General features: G+C 36.8%; 19 protein-coding genes and 1 other annotated feature. Of the genes, 5 read left to right on the forward strand and 14 right to left on the reverse strand.

Translation table 11 applies throughout. The features are described 5' to 3' along the window. Nucleotides 1-119 precede the first annotated feature (119 nt). From AC22L0_RS21200 to AC22L0_RS21210, 3 genes are all read right to left on the reverse strand, one after another. Nucleotides 120-1,904: an acyl-CoA dehydrogenase family protein gene (locus AC22L0_RS21200; RefSeq protein ID WP_000416291.1), complete on the reverse strand. Its 1,785-nt coding sequence runs from the start codon at nt 1,902-1,904 to the stop codon at nt 120-122. Between the two features lie 339 nt (nt 1,905-2,243). Next, nucleotides 2,244-3,416, reverse strand: coding sequence for an acetyl-CoA C-acetyltransferase (locus tag AC22L0_RS21205; RefSeq protein WP_001206324.1), 1,173 nt, complete (start codon nt 3,414-3,416; stop codon nt 2,244-2,246). Nucleotides 3,417-3,437: 21 nt separating this feature from the next. Next, nucleotides 3,438-5,819, reverse strand: coding sequence for a 3-hydroxyacyl-CoA dehydrogenase/enoyl-CoA hydratase family protein (locus AC22L0_RS21210; RefSeq protein ID WP_087965472.1), 2,382 nt, complete (start codon nt 5,817-5,819; stop codon nt 3,438-3,440). A gap of 235 nt (nt 5,820-6,054) precedes the next feature. Between AC22L0_RS21210 and AC22L0_RS21215 the strand changes: the two genes are divergently transcribed. Both AC22L0_RS21215 and AC22L0_RS21220 read left to right on the forward strand, forming a co-directional pair. Beyond that, nucleotides 6,055-6,201: a YuzL family protein gene (locus AC22L0_RS21215; protein WP_001096344.1), complete on the forward strand. Its 147-nt coding sequence runs from the start codon at nt 6,055-6,057 to the stop codon at nt 6,199-6,201. Nucleotides 6,202-6,288: 87 nt separating this feature from the next. Continuing rightward, the gene (locus AC22L0_RS21220; protein ID WP_087965471.1) at nt 6,289-7,128 is read left to right on the forward strand and encodes a D-alanyl-D-alanine carboxypeptidase family protein; all 840 of its coding nucleotides are present in this window, start codon (nt 6,289-6,291) and stop codon (nt 7,126-7,128) included. 22 nt (nt 7,129-7,150) lie between these two features. Here AC22L0_RS21220 and AC22L0_RS21225 read toward each other — a convergent pair whose 3' ends face one another. The 4 genes from AC22L0_RS21225 to AC22L0_RS21240 all read right to left on the reverse strand — a co-directional run bounded on the left by AC22L0_RS21225 (nt 7,151) and on the right by AC22L0_RS21240 (nt 11,054). Beyond that, complete coding sequence (locus tag AC22L0_RS21225; RefSeq protein WP_000436772.1) at nt 7,151-8,068, reverse strand: proline dehydrogenase family protein; 918 nt, start codon at nt 8,066-8,068, stop codon at nt 7,151-7,153. 311 nt (nt 8,069-8,379) lie between these two features. Next, nucleotides 8,380-8,625 carry a YusU family protein gene (locus AC22L0_RS21230; protein WP_001290594.1) on the reverse strand — a complete coding sequence of 82 codons (246 nt, stop codon included), beginning with the start codon at nt 8,623-8,625 and terminating at the stop codon, nt 8,380-8,382. A gap of 48 nt (nt 8,626-8,673) precedes the next feature. After that, nucleotides 8,674-8,976, reverse strand: a complete 303-nt coding sequence (locus AC22L0_RS21235; RefSeq protein WP_001018860.1) for an MTH1187 family thiamine-binding protein — start codon at nt 8,974-8,976, stop codon at nt 8,674-8,676. A gap of 77 nt (nt 8,977-9,053) precedes the next feature. Next, nucleotides 9,054-11,054, reverse strand: a complete 2,001-nt coding sequence (locus AC22L0_RS21240) for a methyl-accepting chemotaxis protein (protein WP_087965470.1) — start codon at nt 11,052-11,054, stop codon at nt 9,054-9,056. Nucleotides 11,055-11,240: 186 nt separating this feature from the next. On the opposite strand from AC22L0_RS21240, the gene AC22L0_RS21245 reads away from it, so the two are divergent. Continuing rightward, entirely contained in the window at nt 11,241-11,999 is a 759-nt protein-coding gene (locus tag AC22L0_RS21245; protein WP_000939479.1) for a TrmB family transcriptional regulator, read from the forward strand. Between the two features lie 27 nt (nt 12,000-12,026). Here the strand turns inward: AC22L0_RS21245 and AC22L0_RS21250 are convergent, their stop codons facing one another. The 6 genes from AC22L0_RS21250 to AC22L0_RS21275 all read right to left on the reverse strand — a co-directional run bounded on the left by AC22L0_RS21250 (nt 12,027) and on the right by AC22L0_RS21275 (nt 17,526). Further along, nucleotides 12,027-12,209 carry a hypothetical protein gene (locus tag AC22L0_RS21250; RefSeq protein WP_000288471.1) on the reverse strand — a complete coding sequence of 61 codons (183 nt, stop codon included), beginning with the start codon at nt 12,207-12,209 and terminating at the stop codon, nt 12,027-12,029. A gap of 79 nt (nt 12,210-12,288) precedes the next feature. Further along, nucleotides 12,289-13,473 (reverse strand): MFS transporter, encoded by a 1,185-nt coding sequence (locus tag AC22L0_RS21255; RefSeq protein WP_139894702.1) that lies wholly within the window; start codon nt 13,471-13,473, stop codon nt 12,289-12,291. A gap of 107 nt (nt 13,474-13,580) precedes the next feature. Next, nucleotides 13,581-14,891: an APC family permease gene (locus AC22L0_RS21260; RefSeq protein ID WP_000546336.1), complete on the reverse strand. Its 1,311-nt coding sequence runs from the start codon at nt 14,889-14,891 to the stop codon at nt 13,581-13,583. 65 nt (nt 14,892-14,956) lie between these two features. Then, nucleotides 14,957-15,193: a binding site (T-box leader), on the reverse strand. Nucleotides 15,194-15,485: 292 nt separating this feature from the next. Continuing rightward, on the reverse strand, nt 15,486-16,301 hold the full coding sequence (locus AC22L0_RS21265) for a hypothetical protein (RefSeq protein ID WP_084063880.1): 816 nt from the start codon (nt 16,299-16,301) through the stop codon (nt 15,486-15,488). Nucleotides 16,302-16,430: 129 nt separating this feature from the next. After that, entirely contained in the window at nt 16,431-17,213 is a 783-nt protein-coding gene (locus AC22L0_RS21270) for a membrane protein insertase YidC (RefSeq protein WP_000920519.1), read from the reverse strand. 28 nt (nt 17,214-17,241) lie between these two features. Further along, nucleotides 17,242-17,526 carry a hypothetical protein gene (locus AC22L0_RS21275; RefSeq protein WP_000394934.1) on the reverse strand — a complete coding sequence of 95 codons (285 nt, stop codon included), beginning with the start codon at nt 17,524-17,526 and terminating at the stop codon, nt 17,242-17,244. Nucleotides 17,527-17,803: 277 nt separating this feature from the next. Between AC22L0_RS21275 and AC22L0_RS21280 the strand changes: the two genes are divergently transcribed. Beyond that, a complete protein-coding gene (locus AC22L0_RS21280; protein WP_000530044.1) occupies nt 17,804-18,697 on the forward strand; it encodes a YitT family protein in 894 nt (297 codons plus the stop codon). 110 nt (nt 18,698-18,807) lie between these two features. Here the strand turns inward: AC22L0_RS21280 and AC22L0_RS21285 are convergent, their stop codons facing one another. Then, a complete protein-coding gene (locus AC22L0_RS21285) occupies nt 18,808-19,329 on the reverse strand; it encodes a GNAT family N-acetyltransferase (RefSeq protein ID WP_087965468.1) in 522 nt (173 codons plus the stop codon). 461 nt (nt 19,330-19,790) lie between these two features. Here AC22L0_RS21285 and AC22L0_RS21290 point away from each other — a divergent pair, with 461 nt between their 5' ends. Then, nucleotides 19,791-20,177 carry a DUF3938 domain-containing protein gene (locus AC22L0_RS21290; protein ID WP_001077776.1) on the forward strand — a complete coding sequence of 129 codons (387 nt, stop codon included), beginning with the start codon at nt 19,791-19,793 and terminating at the stop codon, nt 20,175-20,177. The last annotated feature ends 302 nt before the right edge of the window (nt 20,178-20,479 follow it).

Raw genomic sequence — 20,479 nt, forward strand, 5'->3', positions numbered from 1 at the left:
GAAAACTAATACCATTAGTTTTATTATACTAATGGTATTAGTTTTATGTCACTAAAAAATTTCTTTTTTTCAAAAAAAAGAACAGTAGCCGTATAAACGACTACTGTTCTTTAAAGATATTAAACTGTGTAACGCTCATCTTCTAAAATTTTCGCAGCGATTTCACGTTTCTTCGGAATTACGTTAAGTGGTGTGTGACGAGTTAATTTACGTAATGATGATAACATCATGCGCAGCATGTCGCCGTTTTCAACTGCGATAAGTGTTTCTTTCGCATCTGCTTCGATTTCGTTGAATGCTTCTTGGCAGAATACTTCAGTGTATAACACTTTTTGTTTATTCTTTTCAAGACCAGTTGTTTTGATCGCTTTTTCTGTACGAAGAACAGCTGATTCCATTGCGTATAGATTGCTTACGATGTCAGCGATATTTACAAGAATTTCTTGCTCTTTATCTAATGCTTTACCATATTTTTGAGCCGCTAATCCAGCTACCATTAAGCCGATTTTCTTCGCATTAGTTACTAAATACTTTTGAAGTGCTAATGGCTCATCGCCTACTTCTTCTGGCATCATCATCATTAACTCTTCTTGTAATTTTTGTGCTTTTTGAAGAAGTGGTAATTCACCTTTCATCGCTTTACGTAAGAACGTACCTGGTACGATTAGGCGGTTAATTTCGTTCGTTCCTTCGAAAATACGGTTAATACGAGAATCGCGGTACATTCTTTCAATCTCGTACTCTGCCATAAATCCATAACCACCGTGAATTTGAACACCTTCATCTACTGTATAGTCTAATACTTCAGAACCAAATACTTTGTTTAAAGAGCACTCGATTGCATATTCAGCGATAGAAGCTGCTACTGCTTTACCGTCTTTTACTTCTTCTTCAGATAATGTGCTCATGCGGCTTTCGAATAAACCTACTGTACGATATACAGAGCTTTCAGCTGCATATGTTTTTGCTGCCATATTCGCAAGTTTCTCTTGAATTAATGGGAAGCGAGCGATTGGTTGTTTGAACTGTTGACGTTGGTTTGCATATTGTGCTGAAATTTCTACTGCACGTTTCGCAGATCCAACTGTACCAACACCTAATTTATAACGACCGATATTTAAAATGTTGAATGCGATAATATGACCTTTACCGATTTCGCCAAGTAAGTTTTCTTTCGGTACTAACGCATCTTCTAAAATTAACGTACGAGTTGAAGAACATTTAATACCCATTTTCTTTTCTTCTGGGCTTGTAGATACGCCAGCGTAGTCTTTCTCTACGATAAATGCTGAGAAGTGCTCGCCATCAATTTTTGCATATACAACGAATACGTCAGCGAATGCAGAGTTTGTAATCCATTGTTTTTCACCGTTTAATACATAATGTGTACCTTCTGCATTTAAACGTGCAGTTGTTTTTGCGCCTAATGCATCAGATCCTGAACCTGGCTCTGTTAATGCGTATGCAGCTAATTTTTCACCAGTTGCAAGTAATGGTAAATACTTTTTCTTTTGCTCTTCGTTACCGAATAATACGATTGGTAAAGATCCGATACCTACGTGAGCACCGTGAGTAATTGCAAAACCACCAGCGCGAGAGAATTTCTCTGCGATTAACGCTGAGCTTACTTTATCAAGACCAATTCCGCCGTACTCTTCTGGTACGTCAGCGCCTAATAAGCCAAGTTCTCCAGCTTCTTTTAAAAGACGAACTGAACGATCAAACTCATGTTGCTCTAAATATTCAAGCTCTGGAAGAACTTCATTTACGATAAAGTCCTCTGTCGTTTTAGCAATCATTTTATGCTCAGATGAAAAATCTTCTGGCGTAAACACTTGATCAATCGTAATCTCATCTACTAAAAAGCTACCGCCTTTAACCGCATTTCCTACTGTTTTTTCCATGAAAATTTCCTCCTTCATATTTTCATGAGCCGCTTCTCTCTTTTTGAAAGAAGCTGGCTCTCCCTTTTTTTATAAACCTTTGTTGCTTCCATTTTTTTATAATCCAGTTCCAGCGGCTAGAATGTTCGGTGGCTTCGCTTCTTCCTACGAGGCAAAGAGCGCCTCTACGTCTGAAGCTCCATCCCCCTCACATTCTGAACGAGCCGCTTCCACTTTTTTTCATAATCCAGTTCCAGTGGCTAAAACAGTCGGTCGTTTCACCCCTTCCTGTGAGGCAAAAAGCGCCTCTTCGTCAAGGCTTCCAACGCCCTCCTGTTCTAAACGAGCCACCTGCACTTTTTAAAGTAATTCAAATACTCCCGCTGCTCCCATTCCGCCGCCGATACACATTGTTACGATACCGAATTGTTCGTTGCGACGTTTCATTTCGTGAATAAGAGATAGTGTTAGTTTTGCTCCTGTACAGCCAAGTGGATGTCCAAGTGCGATTGCACCACCGTTTACGTTTACTTTTTCTTCATCTAAACCAAGTTCACGAATAACTTGGATCGATTGAGAAGCAAATGCTTCATTTAGTTCGAATAAGCCAATATCAGATAACTCTAAGCCAGCTAGTTTTAACGCTTTTGGAATTGCAGCGATTGGGCCGATTCCCATTACTTCTGGTGGTACGCCAGCTACTGCAAATGAACGGAATTTCGCAAGTGGCTTCATGCCATCGCTCACTGCTTTTTCGCGATCCATTAATAATACAGATGCTGCACCATCACTCATTTGTGAAGAGTTACCAGCCGTTACAGAACCGCGAACGTTAAATGCTGGGCGTAATTTCCCTAAAATGTCTAGTGTCGTCTCTGCTCTTACACCTTCGTCTTGTGCGAAAGTGATTGTTTCTTCTTGAAGTTTATTGTTTGATCCAACCGAGCGTAACGTCACATCTACAGGTACTGTTTCATCAGCAAAGTTTCCTGCAGCTAATGCTTTCGCAGCACGTTGATGACTTCTTACTGCAAATGCATCTTGCTCTTCACGAGAAATTCCATATTTCACAGCAACTTGCTCTGCTGTATGTCCCATACCCATATAATATTCTGGAGCCGCTTCTACAAGGCGACTATTCGGACGAACAACGTGTCCCATCATTGGAACTAAACTCATTGATTCTGCTCCGCCTGATAATACAGCTTCAGAGTGACCAAGCATAATACGCTCAGCTCCGTAAGCGATACTTTGTAAACCTGAAGAACAGTAACGGTTAATCGTAATAGCTGGAACATCGTAAGAAAGTCCTGCTAATCCGCCGATATTACGAGCCATATTTAAACCTTGCTCTGCTTCTGGCATCGCACAACCGAAAATTAAATCATCGATTGGTCCTTCATAATTCGCACGCTTTAACGTTTCCTTTACTACTAACGCCCCTAGATCGTCAGGACGAACTGTTTTTAATGAACCCCTCTTTGCTTTTCCAATTGGTGTTCTTGCTCCCGCAACAATGACAGCTTCTCTCATGAACGATATCTCCCCTCGTTATTAGTTACGTAATGGCTTTCCTTTTACAAGCATGTGCTGCATTCTTGCTTGTGATTTCATCTCACTTACTAAGCTAATAAATGCTTCACGTTCTACATCTAATAAATATTGCTCATCAACCTCTGTTCCGTACGGCACTTTTCCGCCCGCAATGACATATGCAAGTTTCTTAGCAATGTGAAGATCGTACTCTGAAATGTAACCAGATAAATGCATTGCTTCCGCACCAAGTGCAAGAGTTGCATATCCTGTTTCCCCAACAACTGGTATCTTTTTACGGATCGGCGCTTTATAACCAGCTTCATATAAAGCAAGTGCTTTCTGTTTCGCATCGTATAGTAAGTGATCACCATTCACACTAATACTATCTTTATCACCTAAGAAGTTATGAGAAACTGCTTCTTGTCCTGAAGTTGAAACTTTCGCCATTGCGACTGTTTCGAACACTTTATTTGCAACTTTTTGCAGATCAAACTCTACACCGTTTGCCATTTTGTTTAAGTGTTTAATGTATAGCTCTTTATTACCGCCTCCGCCAGGGATTAAGCCAACACCAACTTCTACTAAGCCCATATACGTTTCACTAGAAGCTTGAATGCTCGCTGCTGGTAAGCAAACTTCTGTACCTCCGCCAAGCGTCATACCATATGGTGCTGCTACAACTGGCTTAGAAGAGTACTTAATTTTCGTCATTGCATCTTGGAAGTTTTTCACAACCCACTCAATTTCAAAGTAGTTGTCGTCTTGTGCTTCCATTAAGATCATTGCTAGGTTCGCACCAACGCAGAAGTTCTTCGATTGGTTACCGATAACAAGACCTTTATAATTCTTTTCTACTTCATCAACAGCGTAGTTAATCATTTGCGTAATATCCATACCGATTGCATTGCTCTTCGAATGGAACTCTAAGCAAAGGATGCCGTCGCCTAAATCAATTAAGCTCGCTCCGCTATTTTTCTTTAAGACACCATTTTTTGCTTTTAATTGCTTAAGAGAAATTGCTTTTTTATTACGCTCGATTAGCTTATATTCGCCATTATCGTAATAGTAGCTATCGCCGTTATCATGTTTATAGAAAGTAGTGAAACCTTTCTCTAACATTTCTTTCACCCAAGTAGGAACAACTACGCCGTTTTCTTCCATCTTTTGAACAGATTTTTCAACGCCGATTGCATCCCACACTTCAAATGGCCCTTGCTCCCAGCCGAAGCCCCACTTCATCGCTTGGTCAATTGCAACGATATCGTCAGCAATTTCTTTATGAAGTTTTGCAGAGTATAAAAGAGTTGGTGTAATGATGTTCCATAATAACTCTCCTGCACGGTCTTTCGCGTATACAAGCGCTTTCAATTTATTCGCTAATCCTTTTTCTTGTTTACTTAACTCTACGGATGCAGCTTTTAATTTTTTACGCGCTTCGTATTCCATCGTTTCAGGATTTAATTCTAAAATTTCTTTTCCTTGTTTTAAGAAGAAGCCTTGCCCCGTTTTACTTCCAAGCCATTTTTTCTCAAGCATGTCATGCATGAAAGCTGGTACTTTAAATACATCACGCTCTTCTTCTTGCACATTTTCATATACGTTATTCGCAACGTGTACGAATGTATCTAAACCGACAACATCTAATGTGCGGAACGTTGCGCTCTTCGGACGACCAATAAGTGGGCCTGTTACAGAATCAACTTCCCCAATGCTATAGCCGCGTTTTACCATCTCTTGAAGAGTAACAAGTAAACCATACGTACCGATGCGGTTTCCAATAAAGTTTGGTGTATCTTTTGCGATAACAACGCCTTTTCCAAGAACGTCTTCGCCAAATAGTTTCATGAAGCTTAATACTTGTGGATCTGTTTCTTTCGTCGGTATTACCTCTAGAAGTTTTAAATATCGTGGTGGGTTAAAAAAGTGTGTGCCTAAGAAGTGTTTCTGGAAGTCGTCTGAACGACCTTCTGCCATTTTTTCAACTGAAATGCCTGACGTATTCGAGCTTACAATTGAGCCAGGTTTACGAACAGCGTCTACTTTTTCAAATAATTTCTTTTTAATATCTAAGTTTTCAACTACTACTTCAATAATCCAATCTACATCAGCTAGACGCTCAAGATCATCTTCTAAGTTACCTGCTTCAATCAGTGCTAGATTTCCTTTCACTGTCAGAGGAGCTGGTTTTTGCTTTAATAGTTTTTGCACAGCCGTATTACTAAAACGATTTCTCACACTTTTATGTTCTAATGTAAGTCCCTTCGCTTCTTCTTCTTTCGTAAGCGCAGGTGGTACAATATCAAGCAATAATGTCGGAATACCAATATTAGCTAAGTGTGCCGCAATTCCCGAACCCATTACGCCTGAACCTAGAACAGCAGCCTTTTTAATTTGGAACATCCAATTCTCCCCCTATTCTTGAATGAATGCTCATTCAATTTTTCGACATAAGTCGCAATCAATGAGTGAGCCTCTACTAATAAATATATGATACTGTTTAAATTTTCGCAATATATTTATTGATAAAATTTTCTGAAATAAATATTTTTCTTTCATTTGGCCATGCTATATATGTATTTTCTTCACTAAAATACACTTTCCCTTTTTATAATCTGACGAAACTGGAGGAATATATATGGCAAAACTTAAGAAGAACCCTTCAAAGGCTGGAATTAGTGCAGCTAGTGTAACTGGAAACGCAGGTCCGCATAACCACGGCGTGGAAAAAGGACGTCAAGGTAATAACCAACAATATAAAAAGCATAATATGGGCGAAAAATAACGCTATATTTTTGGGCAGAGAACGTGGCATAATGATTAATGGCTGCTTTTTCTGCCCAATTTATTTGTAACAAATGAGGGAATTATAATGAAACGAACAATAGTTATGATTGTAATGATTGCCACACTATTTACAGGGATGATTTTCTTCTCTTATGCACAAAGACAACAAGCTGTAAGAGCTGATCAACCCAACATTACTGGGCAATATGGGGTTACAATCGATGCAGACACAGGTGAAATTTTGTATGGGAAACGCGAAGACGAACGCTCTTATCCGGCTAGTATAGCCAAAATGATGACAACCCTTCTTTTACTAGAGAATGTAAAAGAAGATGAAGAAATTACAGTTACAGACAACGCAATTAAAACAGAAAGTCAAAGCAAGAAAATTAAACTTCGTGCTGGAGAAAAATTAAAGCGTGATGAGGCATTAAAACTTATGCTTATCATTAGTGCAGACCCAATAGCTGAATCAATTGCAGAACATATCGCAGGATCAAAAAATGAATTTGTGAAAATGATGAATGCTAGAGCGAAGGAACTTGGTACAAAGCATGCGACTTTCAAGAACGCAAGTGGTGCTGATGCACTTGGAAATAAAGTATCGCCATATGACATTGCTATTATTACGAAAGAAGCATTAAAGTATCCAGTTGTTTTAGAATATATGAATTCAACGCGTACAACTCTACATACTTCAGAACGCTCTCCAAACATCGCAAACTACGGACGAGAAGAACTATATGACGATCCATATGCGATTGGAAGTAAAAGCGGTCTATCAGCACTTGGCAAATATACAGTCGTAACAGTGGATGAAAAAGACGGTAAACGTGTCATTAATGTTGTATTATCTTCTACCCGCAAGCAACTGTATCCTGATACGAAGAAAATGGCACATTATGCATTTCAGCAATTAAAATAACCAAGGAGTATTTTCTCCTTGGTTATTTTTTAACCATACCTTTTAATACGAACGCAACGTTTGCTGGACGCTCTGCTAGACGACGCATGAAATATCCATACCAGTCGTTTCCATAAGGTACGTAAACACGCATTTTGTAGCCTTCTTTTACTAGCTCAAGTTGACGCTCATTACGAATACCATATAACATTTGGAATTCAAATTGATCCCTTGGAATGTTGTGTTCTTCAGCAAGTTTTTTTGTATATTCAATAATCGCTTCGTCATGTGAAGCAATTGCAGTATAATTTCCATTTAATAAGTGCATTTTAATAATTTTTTTATAATTGTCATCTACATCTTTCTTGTCTGGGAATGCCACTTCTTCAGGTTCTTTATAAGCACCTTTTACAAGACGTAAATTAGGATTATAAGCATTTAAATCTTCAATATCTTTTTCTGTACGATATAGGTAAGCTTGAATAACAGTACCAATATTATCGTATTCAGATTTTAATTGTTTAAAGATATCAATTGTTTTACCACAGCGTGTATAGTCTTCCATATCAATGGTAACGAACACACCATTTTCTTTCGCCGCTTCTAAAATACGGCGCATATTGTTCATTACGATTTCATCAGAGATATCTAATCCCATAGAAGTCATCTTTAAAGAAAGCTGCGAATCAAGACCTTCTCTTCCAATTGCACGGATTGCTTCAATCGATTGGTTAGCCATTTCATTTGCTTCCGCTTCATTATCAACGAATTCCCCTAAATAATCGATTGTTACACAAAGTCCTTGCTTGTTCAATTGTTTAATAGCTGCTGTCGCTAATTCAATTGTCTCCCCTGCGACAAAGCGACCTGCACCAAAGCGTAAACCGTACTTTTTAGCCAGTTTTGTTAGCGCTTTATTTTTTGACAAGAAAAGAAACGAATTTCGCATTAATTGTTCCATGTAATTCACCCCTATGACTGTAATTTATCTGTTTTTTACCCCTCTTCAAAATTATATCATTGTTTAAAATTATTGGATACAAATAATTATTTAGATAATTTATAAAATACTATAAAAACATTTAAAAACCTATATTTCTGCTTATAAATATACCTGAAATATTTTTCGACATTTAGAAAAATGGAGTTTAATAGGCATAAAATAGGCATGTCGAAAATATTCGACATGCCTATAAAACCCTTAATATTCCATGTAAATTATATAAGGATATTAATACAGAAAACTTACGATTATATTTCCCTCAAGTTTTTTTATTGCTCATTTCGCTTCTCTTCATTCAGCCTTTTAATATCTGTAATTAACTGTACCATCTCTTCTTTCGCATCTGGATAAGTTTCATTCCAATGCTTTACTAAAGCTGGCATCGTCTTCGCTATGTAAGAATACAGTGCCCACTTCTGTACCTGTTCTTTTCTCTCTTCATTGCTCTCTCCAAGTAACAGCTCAGTGTATTTCTCCAGTAAACCATCAAACTGCTCGTTAAACTTTTCACTCATTTTATTTACCTCCTATATGAAAAAAGCAGCGAAGGTCGCTGCTTTTTCTTATAATTTTGATCGAACAGAGTTTAATTTTTTCTCCATTGTGCTTACTTTATCACGACGATCATCAATACGAATAGTTGTTGCAACGCGCTGCGCACCTTTCGTATATGGAACTTCATGCATTTGTTGAATTACTTCTAGAATGACAGGAAGATCTCCTTCAATAATTGTATTCATCGGTGTTAATTGATACTTCACGCGATCCGCATTTTTCTCTAGCACCTTTTGTACTTCTGCTACATATTCACTAACACTTGGATTACCTGTTCCTACTGGAATAATCGATACATCAACAATTGCCATAGTAGTCTTCCTCCTATAATCGTTTCTTATATATCCATTGTCTATTTTACCGAAATCCTCATCATTTTACTAATATGTTACTCTTCCACTTTAAACTGCTCGACTAATCTTTCTAAATCTCTCATATGTTCTGTCAAACTTTCCATCGTGTGAGCTACCTTTTCTAAATGATTCACCTGTGATTCCGTTGCAGCATGTACCTCTTCAGAAACAGCTGCACTTTCTTGACTCGTACCAGCAATTGTATGCATTACCGCTGTAATTTCCCCTTGCTCGTAACCTATGTTATGTACCTCTTCTACAATTTTTTCAACTGAAGTACTAATCGTATTTACAACTGACATAATTGTGCGGAACTCCATTTCCGCCTCTGTCGTCACTTTATTTTGTACATCTGCAATGTCTTTCAATTTACTTACAACTTCTACAACCCTTTTTACTTCTAATTGTACATCACCAATCATCGTTGTGATTTCTCCGGTTGCCTCTTTTGATTGTTCCGCTAATTTCCGAACCTCTTCAGCAACAACCGCAAATCCCTTACCTTGCTCACCTGCACGGGCAGCTTCAATCGATGCATTTAAAGCAAGTAAATTTGTTTGATCCGAAATGCCTTTTATAAGCTCAACAACATTTTGAATCGATCCAACTCTTTGTTCTAACTTATCCGATGCTTCTTCTGTATGAACAACAATCGAAGATGATTGTCCCCTCGTACGGATTAAATTCCTCATTGTATTTAATCCTTGCTTAGATGCCTCTTCCGCTTTGCCAGCCACTCCTTTTATTTCACCAACGGAGCTATTCATTTGTTCCACTGACTCCGCCATATTCTCGAGCTGAGCTGAAACTTCATCCACACCATTCGCAAGAGTAGAGGCTCCTCCACTCACATCATCCATTGCTCCTGAAACTTCTCTACTAGCCGCTACTGTTTCATTCGTTAAGTAATGTAAACTATTCGTTGATTGTTGCACCGTTGATACGCTGTTTTTAATTTTACTTACCATTTCATTCATTTGTTCAACCATATCATTAAAGTGCTTAGTCAACTCTCCAACTTCATCTTTACTTGTCACTTTCATTCGCAGCGTTAAATCGCCTTCTGCTACTTTTTGCACGTGATTCTTTAATAGTTGCAGTGGTCTTGCTAATCTTCTTGAGAACAAGTAGGAAGCTACGATTCCAACTAATAAACTAATACATGCCATTATAATAACTGTATTTCTCGTACTATTTAATAGCCCATCGATTGTTTCTTTCGGATAAAAGATTCCTATCGTCCATTTCATCGTATCAAATGATTGACTATAAACAACTACATCTTCACTTTTTATTGTAGTGACCGCATATTTTGTTACCTCTTTATTTAAGCTCTTTATAAGTGGCTCTTTAGAAACATCTTTCCCTATCTTTTCTGGATAAACAAGAGCCATATTTTTATCATTTATAATAAACATTTCTCCGTCATTATTGTATTGAATATTGTGAAGCAACTTCTGAATCGTCCCAAGCGATACATCCATCGCAACAACGCCTAATACAGATCCATCTTGAGCTGTAATTGCTTTAGAAACACCTACACTTAACTTTCCTGTTGCAATTTCATAAGAAGGTTGTCCCCAATGGACCTTTTTTACATCAGCCTCTGAATCTTTATACCATGGTCTTGTTGTTGGATCGTATCCTTCTGGCACTTGCCCACCTTCAGCAAGATTGGCACTTAATGTTTTTTTATCTTTCGTACCAATATATAAATCTAAAATACCAGGATGATTCTTTTTATACTCCGCAAACTCTTTCGTTAAAAACGCTTCCTCTTCTGGAGTAACCCCACCTTGAAGTATATTACGAATCATCTCACTGTTCGCGTAATACCCCATATCTTCATTCGTTCTTTGAACAAATGTAGTAAGTTGCTCTGTCACAAGATCCATCGCATTTTGAGAATACTCGTCTAAGGAACGCACTTCCTTTTCTTTTTGTAATTGATACACAGCTGTACCCAATATTACGAACATCATAGAAATAAGAACTGAAAACACTACCGCAATTTTTAAACGTAAACTTCTTAACATCTTCCCCCCAGCATCCCCTTCGCATTAAATTAAAATCTTATTAATCATTATATTAAGTATAATAGATAAAATTAAAAAATTGAAATTAATTCTCACCTTAATACAATTAGAAAACGGACTACCACTTGTGCAAAAACAAATAGTTCATTATCCTTAAAATATAATCTCATTCGTTCGGAGGGAACTATGTTACAAAAATTCGGTTTCTCACAATATGAAAGCCAAGCTTATGAAGTTGTCGTATCAAGCAATGAACCATTAGATGCTACAACGATTGTGAAGCATTCAGGTGTTCCAAAAGCAAAAATATATGAAGTGCTAGCACGCCTAATCGATAAAGGAATGGTAATGGATTCTGTTTCAGAAAAGAAAAAATTGTATACAGCATTACCACTAAAGCTAGCAATTGAAAAATTAACGACAGAATTCCAATCAAATATTAAAGAACTGGAAACAAATATATCAAAAAAATCATTTACAGATGACCGTGTGTGGAGCTTAAAAATGCAATCTTCTATTCGAGTTCAAAGTAAGGAACTCATTGAAAGTGCAAAAGAATCAATCCGTATTTCAGCTTGGAATGATACTCTTTTAGAATATCTTCCTTTACTAGAACAAAAAGCAAAACAAGGTGTTCAAATTGAATCCCTTATTGTTGGAGAAGTAGAAACAGACTTAGAAAACATGCATTTTCTAATCCCAGCTGAAGAACCTAATGCATTAGAGCGCTACTTGCTACTCATCGTTGACGATCGTGAAATTTTATTTGCTGGCGTAGAACAAGAGTCATGGCAAGCGATGAAAACAATGTCACAACCATTCGTAAAGTTCTTTACAGAATTTTTCTATCACGACGTTGCACTTGCAAAGATCACCCAGAAGCACCATGACCTCTTTATGGAAGATGAGGAAATTAAGAGTTTGTTGATGAAATTAAGATACTAATTAAATAATAAAAAGGAGTCTAGTTTTTCACTTAGACTCCTTTTCGTTTTGTTCCTTTATCTCCATCAACAGCTCAATGATTTTCTCATTTTGCTCCACTTGTTTCTCTGAATTTTGATAGATGAAACGAACCCATCTAAGTGCAAAAATAATAAGAAACAAAGGGAGCATTGAAATTAGAAGACCAATAATTGAAAAATTCGTATACATATCCATCACCTCGCTATATACAACGTTCTCCATACATCTACTAAAACCTGTAATTTTTTACAAATAAAAAAAGAACCTATCAAACGATAGATTCTTCTTTTGCAAACTGAGTAGAACGTCCTCTTGTAATCGAGAAAATCGCACAAAGCAGAGCTAATATAATAAAGCCACCGCCTACCCAAGCGTTATATATAACAGATGATTTTTCAATAACAACTCCGCCTACTGTTGAACCAAGTGCAATTCCTAAGTGAAGGGCAGAGTTATTTAAACTTTGCTGAATACCAGCTGATTCTGGTGCAATTTCAATTAAATAGTTTTGTTGCGCTGGTGAAATCGCCCAGCTCAGCATACTCCAAATTCCCATCATAATAATGAACAGTGGGAATGAGAATGTCATCATCGGCAATAGGAAGATCGCACACGCAAATACGATAATAATTGAGATAATACTTTTCTTCGATCCCCATTTATCCGCAAGCCAGCCTCCGAATCCGCCCCCAATTACTGCTGCGATTCCGAAGATGAAATAAAATACACTAATCCAATTCGCTTCCACATGCATAACATCTTTTAAAAATGGTGTTAAATATGCATATAGTGTTAAATGACCCGTTAAAAATAAGAATGATGTTAACTGTGCACTTACGATTTTTTTATCTTTTAACGTAGCAAGTTGTTCTCTTATTGATAATACCGATGTCGGTGGTACTTTCGTTAAGAATAATGAAACACAAGCGATTGCCATAACTGTTAAGATTGAAATGAGTACAAATGGTGCACGCCATCCGTATGCATTTCCGAGCACAAGACCGAGCGGTACTCCAAGTACGAGTGATCCGCTAATTCCCATGAAAATGATTCCAATTGCACGCGCACGAAAATGCGGTTCTACAACACTAGAAGCAAGTGTTACCGATAGTGCAATAATTAATGAACCACTCGCCGCACAAATAACCCTTGAGAACATTAGCATTCCGTAATTCACACTAAATGCCGAAATAATATTTCCGATTAAGAAAATCGATAATGCTCCAACATACAATGTTTTTCTTTCAAACTTCCCTGTCAAAGCTAATAAAACTGGACCTGACAAAGCAAATACTACCGAAAATATTGTTATAAGCTGACCAGCTGCGCTAATAGATACTCCTAAATCATTGGCAACTAAATCGAGCGTTCCTCCTATAATTAGCTCAACCGTTCCGACTACAAAAGCCGCGATAGCTAAAATATAAACACGAAAATTCAAGTCTTTCCCCACGCTTTCTATTTTGGTTACTACGACTATAGTAACCAAAATAGAAAATGGAAGCAAGTACAATTTTTTTACAGTAAAAAAGGTAGGCGTATAATACGCCTACCTTTTCATCATTCTGTTTCTTTCTTCTTATTTAAATACCAATACACCGGAAGTCCCGTAAATACAATTCCAATCGATAAGAAACAACTTACTGGATCGTTAATAATCGCACTACCAATTACAAAGAACGAACCTAAAATCGCTACGATTGGTACGATTGGGAATAACGGTACACTATATGCACGCTCTTTATTCTTATTACGTTTTCTTAAAATGAAGACACCAATAAACGTCATTACATAGAAAATATAAATAATGAATACGGAAATCTCAGATAGCTTATTTGGATCACTAATAATCATTAAAATAATTCCTAAAATGATTTCAACAGTAATCGCATTTGCTGGTGTTTTAAATCTCGGACTTTCCTTTGCAATAAACTTAGAAAATGGAAGTTGTCCACGCTCTGCCATAGACATTGGGATACGTGGGAACGTTAAAATCTTTCCATTTAAACAGCCGAAAATAGAAACGATAATACCGATACTAATAATTTTTCCGCCATATTCTCCAAGTAACATGCCTGCAGCTGTCGCTGTTGCATTTTCTCCAAGGTCTACAATTTTCGCTGCTGGTAATACATTTAATAATGCCAAGTTAATTAATACGTAAGCAGCCGTTACGATTAAAATCCCTACTGTCATTGCTTTCGGTAATAACTTTGTTGGATTCTTCATTTCTCCACCAATCGAAGCAAGTAAAATCCAGCCGTCATAAGCAAATAACGTTGCTAAAATTGCCATACCGATACTTTGATTTTCCGATATCGGCACAACTACGTTAAAAATATCGCTATTCCCTTTCCAGAAACCTAGCACAACAATTAACACAATCGGAATCATCTTCCCAATTGTCGTGATTGTTTGAACGATACCTCCGTATTTTGTTCCCATACTATTTACAACGCCAAGGAACACAACCGTTCCAATTGCGATTGGTAAATTCCACACTTTATCTAAATAGAAAAAATTAATCACTAAAGAACTAAAGTATAAACCTAATGTTCCGATAATAGCAGGTCCATAAACAATTGTTTGCATCCAACCTGATAAATATCCCCAAAAACTTCCGTAAATCTCCTCTAAATACGTATACAACCCACCATTTTTCGGGATTTGCGCTCCAATTTCAGCTACTGTTAAACCACTTGCTAGCGTCAACAGGCCACCAATTACCCAAGCAAGAATGGCCATATTAGAACTCCCCGAGTAATCTAATACGCTCCCTGGTTTCATAAACACACCAGATCCAATAATCGTTCCTACTACGATAGAAAGTGCTACTGTTAAACCAATTTTGTTCTTCTCATCATGATGCATGCTGCGTATCCTCCTTCCAATCCTAGTGTGATGCAAAAATGAAATAAAAAAACACTCCTCCCTAAAAAAGGGACGAGTGTTGTATTCGTGGTTCCACCCTTGTTTCAATTCGTAAAGTAATACACTTCACCAATTTCTCAAGTCTAAATAACGGTTTTTGCCGGCAAGCAATTACTAGATGCTCGTTCACTGCTGCAGTTCAGAGGTGGTAATCTATTTTTCCGTATTAGGAAGCTCACAGCCAAAGGCTTCCCTCTCTGGAAATCGTAAAAAATTGATCGTGTCCTCATCATCACTTCTTGATGTCGAATTTTGTAGTTATTGTTCATTATATTGAATTGTTAGAAAAAATCAATATATTTTTTATATAACATAGGAAATATTTATCTTCTTATATTATAACAGAAGCTGTAATATTTCTCTAATTCCCTCGTATCTTCGGAGCAGTGTAGCTGTAAAAATTATATCAGCGATTTTTCAAATATATCGATTTACCAACAAAAAACGCCAACAATAAAAGGAGGTCTTTCAAAAGAAAGCCCCCTCACGCCTGTACCTTTCGGTTGCCCACACGAAAGATACGACTTCATTCAATTATTTCTCATCTTTTTTCATAAAAAACTTATGGTGCGGTAAATCAACATTCAATGCCTCTAATTGTTTCTTTTCATTGTCTAAAATCGCTTTTGCTTTTGTTTTTGTTGCCTCATCTAATCCTGCAAAGATGTCTTCATGCTTCTCTTTCTCTGGAAGTTTCACACCTAATTTTGTTAATTCTTCTTTTGCTTGCTCATGCGTTAATTTTCCAGATTTCTTTTGCTCTAAAATTGACTTTGCTTTTTCTTTTGCCTGTTCATCTAAGTTAGCAAACATGTCTCCATGTTTACCTTTCTCCGGCATTTTCACGCCTAGCTTTGTTAATTCCTCTTTTGCTTGCTCATGCGTTAATTTTCCAGATTTCTTTTGCTCTAAAATCGACTTCGCTTTCTCTTTTGCCTGCTCATCTAAGTTAGCAAACATGTCTCCACGCTTACCTTTCTCCGGCATTTTTACGCCTAACTTTGTTAATTCCTCTTTTGCTTGTTCACGTGTTAGTTTTCCGGATTTCTCTTGCTCTAAAATTGACTTCGCTTTTTCTTTCGCCTGTTCATCTAATCCTGCAAACATGTCTTTACGCTTCTCTTTCTCCGGAAGCTTTACACCTAGTTCCTGTAACTGTTTCTTTGTATCGTCCATAATCGTTTTTACTTTTTGTTTTGTAGCGTCATCTAAATCTTTTTTCACTGTTTTTGTCGCTTGCTCAGCTGTTGGAGTATTTGTTGCCGCGAATGCCGGAACACCGACTCCTCCAATGATTCCGAATGATAAAGCACCTGCAATCGCTAAATAACCAACTGTTTTCTTCTTCATAGGAAATTTCCTCCTTCATATTTCTAAAGCATGTACACTTTCGTATACAACGCCAATAGTAATATTGGTTTCTTAAAATTTCCTTAACGATTCAAATAAAAAACACCGCTCGTAATGAGCGGCGTTTCTCTATGCTTTTTGTAATTGTAACTCTTCACGTTCCATTATTTTTCTTAATACAATTGTTTGTGTCATTGTAAATAAGTTACCTGTTATCCAGTACAACACAAGTCCTGATGGCGCCGCAAACCCCATAAATAGAATCATTGCTGGCATCATAATTTGCTGCATCTTTAGCATCTGCACTTGTTCTCCAGGTGTAATATTCGATTGGAAAACTTTCATCTGAATAAATGTCGTTAACGCTGCAATAATCGGTAATATATGATATGGATCTGCATGTCCTAGGTTCACCCATAAAAACGAAGATGTGCGAATCTCTTCCGTTCTGCTAATCGCATAATACAAAGCAGAGAAAATCGGCATTTGTATAAAAATTGGCCAGCAACCAGCAAGTGGATTCCAACCGCCTGATTTCATTAGTTCTGACATTTCTTTTTGATACTGCTTTTGTTTTTCAAGGTCTTTGCTTACATCACCGTATTTTTTCTTTAGCTTCTGCAATTCAGGTTGCATTTTCTTCATTTTCGCTTGGCTGCGATATTGCGAAACAGCTAATGGAATCATGGCTGAACGAATAACGAGCGTCATAATAATGATAGCAACCCCGAAGCTAGCTCCCGGTATATGATGAGCAACAAATTGAATCATATACGAGATTGGATATACGAAATAATGGTTCCATATCCCCGTACTATGTGAATCAATTGTGCCTGCATTACTGCAGCCAGATAAAACAAAAACAAGTACTACTGATAAACTAATGAGCGCAGCTCGGTATGATTTTAACATGTTCATTCCTCCAATGTTTCGTAATTATTTAGCGAAACATTGGTGTATACGGACCAACCTCATCATTCTCTTCACTTGATTCTTGTCTGCGTACGGAACGAATCATTCCATATTTATAAAAAATTGAAAATAGCGGTACATTTCCCGCACTATCTTCACATGTATCAACTAACGTAAAAGCTCTTTGTCTACCGCTTGATGCTTGTTGACGCACAAAGCGAGAAACATTAGCAAGGAAGAAAACTTCTAATAAGCAAAGTGCTGTCGTTACAAACGATATATATAGAATTGCATCCTGCAATAAAAATTCCATCGCTTCACATCCTTAATAAGGTCATTTTAGCACATCGGGCAAATATTCTCTATTTCCTTTTATTTTCAAAAAAAGTATTTTGCATATTTTCTCAAGAAAACAATAATTAAGAAACGTTGTATTCGCTTTCTTTAGCATATTCACACACATCAATGAATAGGCTTGATTTATTAGAAATTTATAAAATTTTTGCATTATAATAAAACTATTGCCAGTTTTTGAAAAAACCTTTATTCTCTTCTTGTAATCAAAAATGAATATGGAGATGAAACATACTATGGGTCAACTAGGAGACGCCGATTACGTTCCCGACACCGCCTTTTTATCCTTCCCAGCAGCTAAAACATTTCACTTAGAATTTATGATACAGTTGGTTGTTATTTTTATAGCTTCTATTTTGTATGCAATTTCTATGAATATGTTTTTTATCCCGCATAATATGATTAGCGGTGGATTCGCTGGTGTAGGGATGATTATCGGTTATTTAATGCACTACAATATCGGTGCACTTATCTTTTTACTAAACATTCCTCTTCTTATTTTAAGTCACTTTTACTTAGGAAAGAAGACAACCTTTTTAACAGCGTACTTTGTAGCTGTATCATCGTTAGCGATGAACATTATCCCGGTACACCAAGTTTCAGACGATATTTTACTTTCTTCTGTATTCGGTGGTGTTATCTGCGGAGCAGCTTCAGGAATTATATTCCGATTTGCTTCTTCAACAGGTGGTTTTGATGTTGTCGGATTGATTGTAGCGAAATATCGAGATGTTTCAATTGGAGCAATCATATTTGTATTCAACTTAATCTTACTTGTAGCAGCAGGTTTTATTTTCGGATGGGATATTACACTTTATACGTTAATTAGTCGATTTGTAGTCAGCAAAGTTATCGACGCTGTGCATACGAAACATATTAAATTAACGATAATGACTATTACAGAAAAAGGCGAGGAAATAAAAAGCGCACTACTACATCACGGCATACGCGGGGTGACAATGGTAGACGCTGTCGGCGGCTATACAAACCATAAGAAAAAAATGATTTACACTGTCGTGACTCGCTATGAGTTAGGCGAAATGAAACGTATTATCCGTCAAGTGGATAACAAAGCATTTATGAACATTACTGAAACAGTTGAAATTGTCGGCCGTTTCAAACGCATATAAAACAGGTTAATAAATTAAAGGGCATAACATATTAGTCATATATAATATGTTATGCCCTTTGTTATTCAACTAACGTACCTTTTAGCATAATAAAATCACTAAGTTTATTACTACAAATCGGAGGATAGCATTCCATATACAATACTATCTGTCCATTCCTCTTTATTCCAAAAATCTTGTATGAAATGGGCTTCCTTTCTCATGCCTATTCGTTCACACAATTTTTGTGAAGCTGTATTACGTGCATCAAGATTAGCCTGTATACGATGTACATTACATTCATTAAATAATTTCAATACCAAACTACTTACTGCTTCTGTTGCCAAACCTCTCCCAGCTACTTCCTTTGCAAAACTATAACCAATCTCAACAGTGTCTTTCATATTTGTGTACCATACGGATAAATCACCAACTACTTTAGTTTTGTATATAACTGCCAAACTTAATATTGTTTCTTTAGTAAGTACATTATTTGCTAGCTTCTTATTAAATCTTTTCTGCATGTCTTCATGAGTCCACTTATTATGTAATAGGAACTTACATATATCATCACTATTATAAATAGCAAATACATCCTGTAAATCAGTACTCTTAAAAGGTCTAATTATTAATCTTTCTGTTGTGAACTCCAAGTTAGCTCTCCTCCCTTACATTCATGCTATAAAACATTTTTTATAGTATTTAAGCCTCATTCTTAGATCTCACCTTGATTACATATTTCATCATAATAAATTAAAATCCTTCTTCCACTAAACTGCACCGTTAATGGTATTTCCTTACGCTTTTTATTTTTTACACTTATTACAAAATCAGATAATTCTATTATTATGTCCCTAAATGTGTTATAATGAAAGCAGACTCACAAAAAAAAGAGTATATAGACTTGGAAGTTTCTCTTATTTTACAAGCAAAAAGAAACGAGCAGTCGGGTATATTTCAGACACCATACACGTAACGGTTTAAACAACCGATCATCTTAGTTACTCTTCAATGATCTTTTTATAAAAAGATACGTACAATTAAAACTCACTTCAATATACTATACCTACCTTTTTGACTTCCAAATCATCTTATTACATAGGGAGATGAACATATGAATCAATATATACGATATACAATAGCTGTCCTGTTTGCTATTATCGGCGGAACAATCTGCTTCTGGACAAACACTCAGCTTGGAGAGAATATCATCTTTAATGGAATCGAAACGCTTGTAAGCGCTTCAATTTTAGGCGGATACATTTACTTCCTCTTCAATCCAGAAGAAAATGCTCAAAAAACAATGTTATTAACAATGATCGGAATCGTTGGTGGATGTATTTCCTACTCAATGACAAACTATACATTACCACTTCAATTAAGCTCAGCTTTCTTCCACGGTCTATGGACTTGGTTCATTGCATTCTGCCTAGCAGACGTATTCAACCTATTACAAGACACTGAAGAAGATAGCGGTCGTCAAATTGAAAGTAACTCTTAAGCTGGAAGATACTCTTCCAGCTTTTTTATGTTGGTTTGCATACCCCGCATCACGATAAAAAGAAGTTGCCCTCACGGCAACTTCTTTCTCACATACCCCATCCAGTACCAACCGGATTATATCAGCGATTCTCCATATATATCAGCGATTCTCCATATATATCAGCGATTTTTTCATTATATCGACCGTTCGACACAGGATATCGACTTACCGGCAATTTTCGGCAACCTATTTATGCTCTATACCCTGCCACTACAATAAAAAGAAGCTACCCAACGGCAACTTCTTTTCCACATACCCCA

Source organism: Bacillus sp. LQ01, from assembly GCF_057624735.1.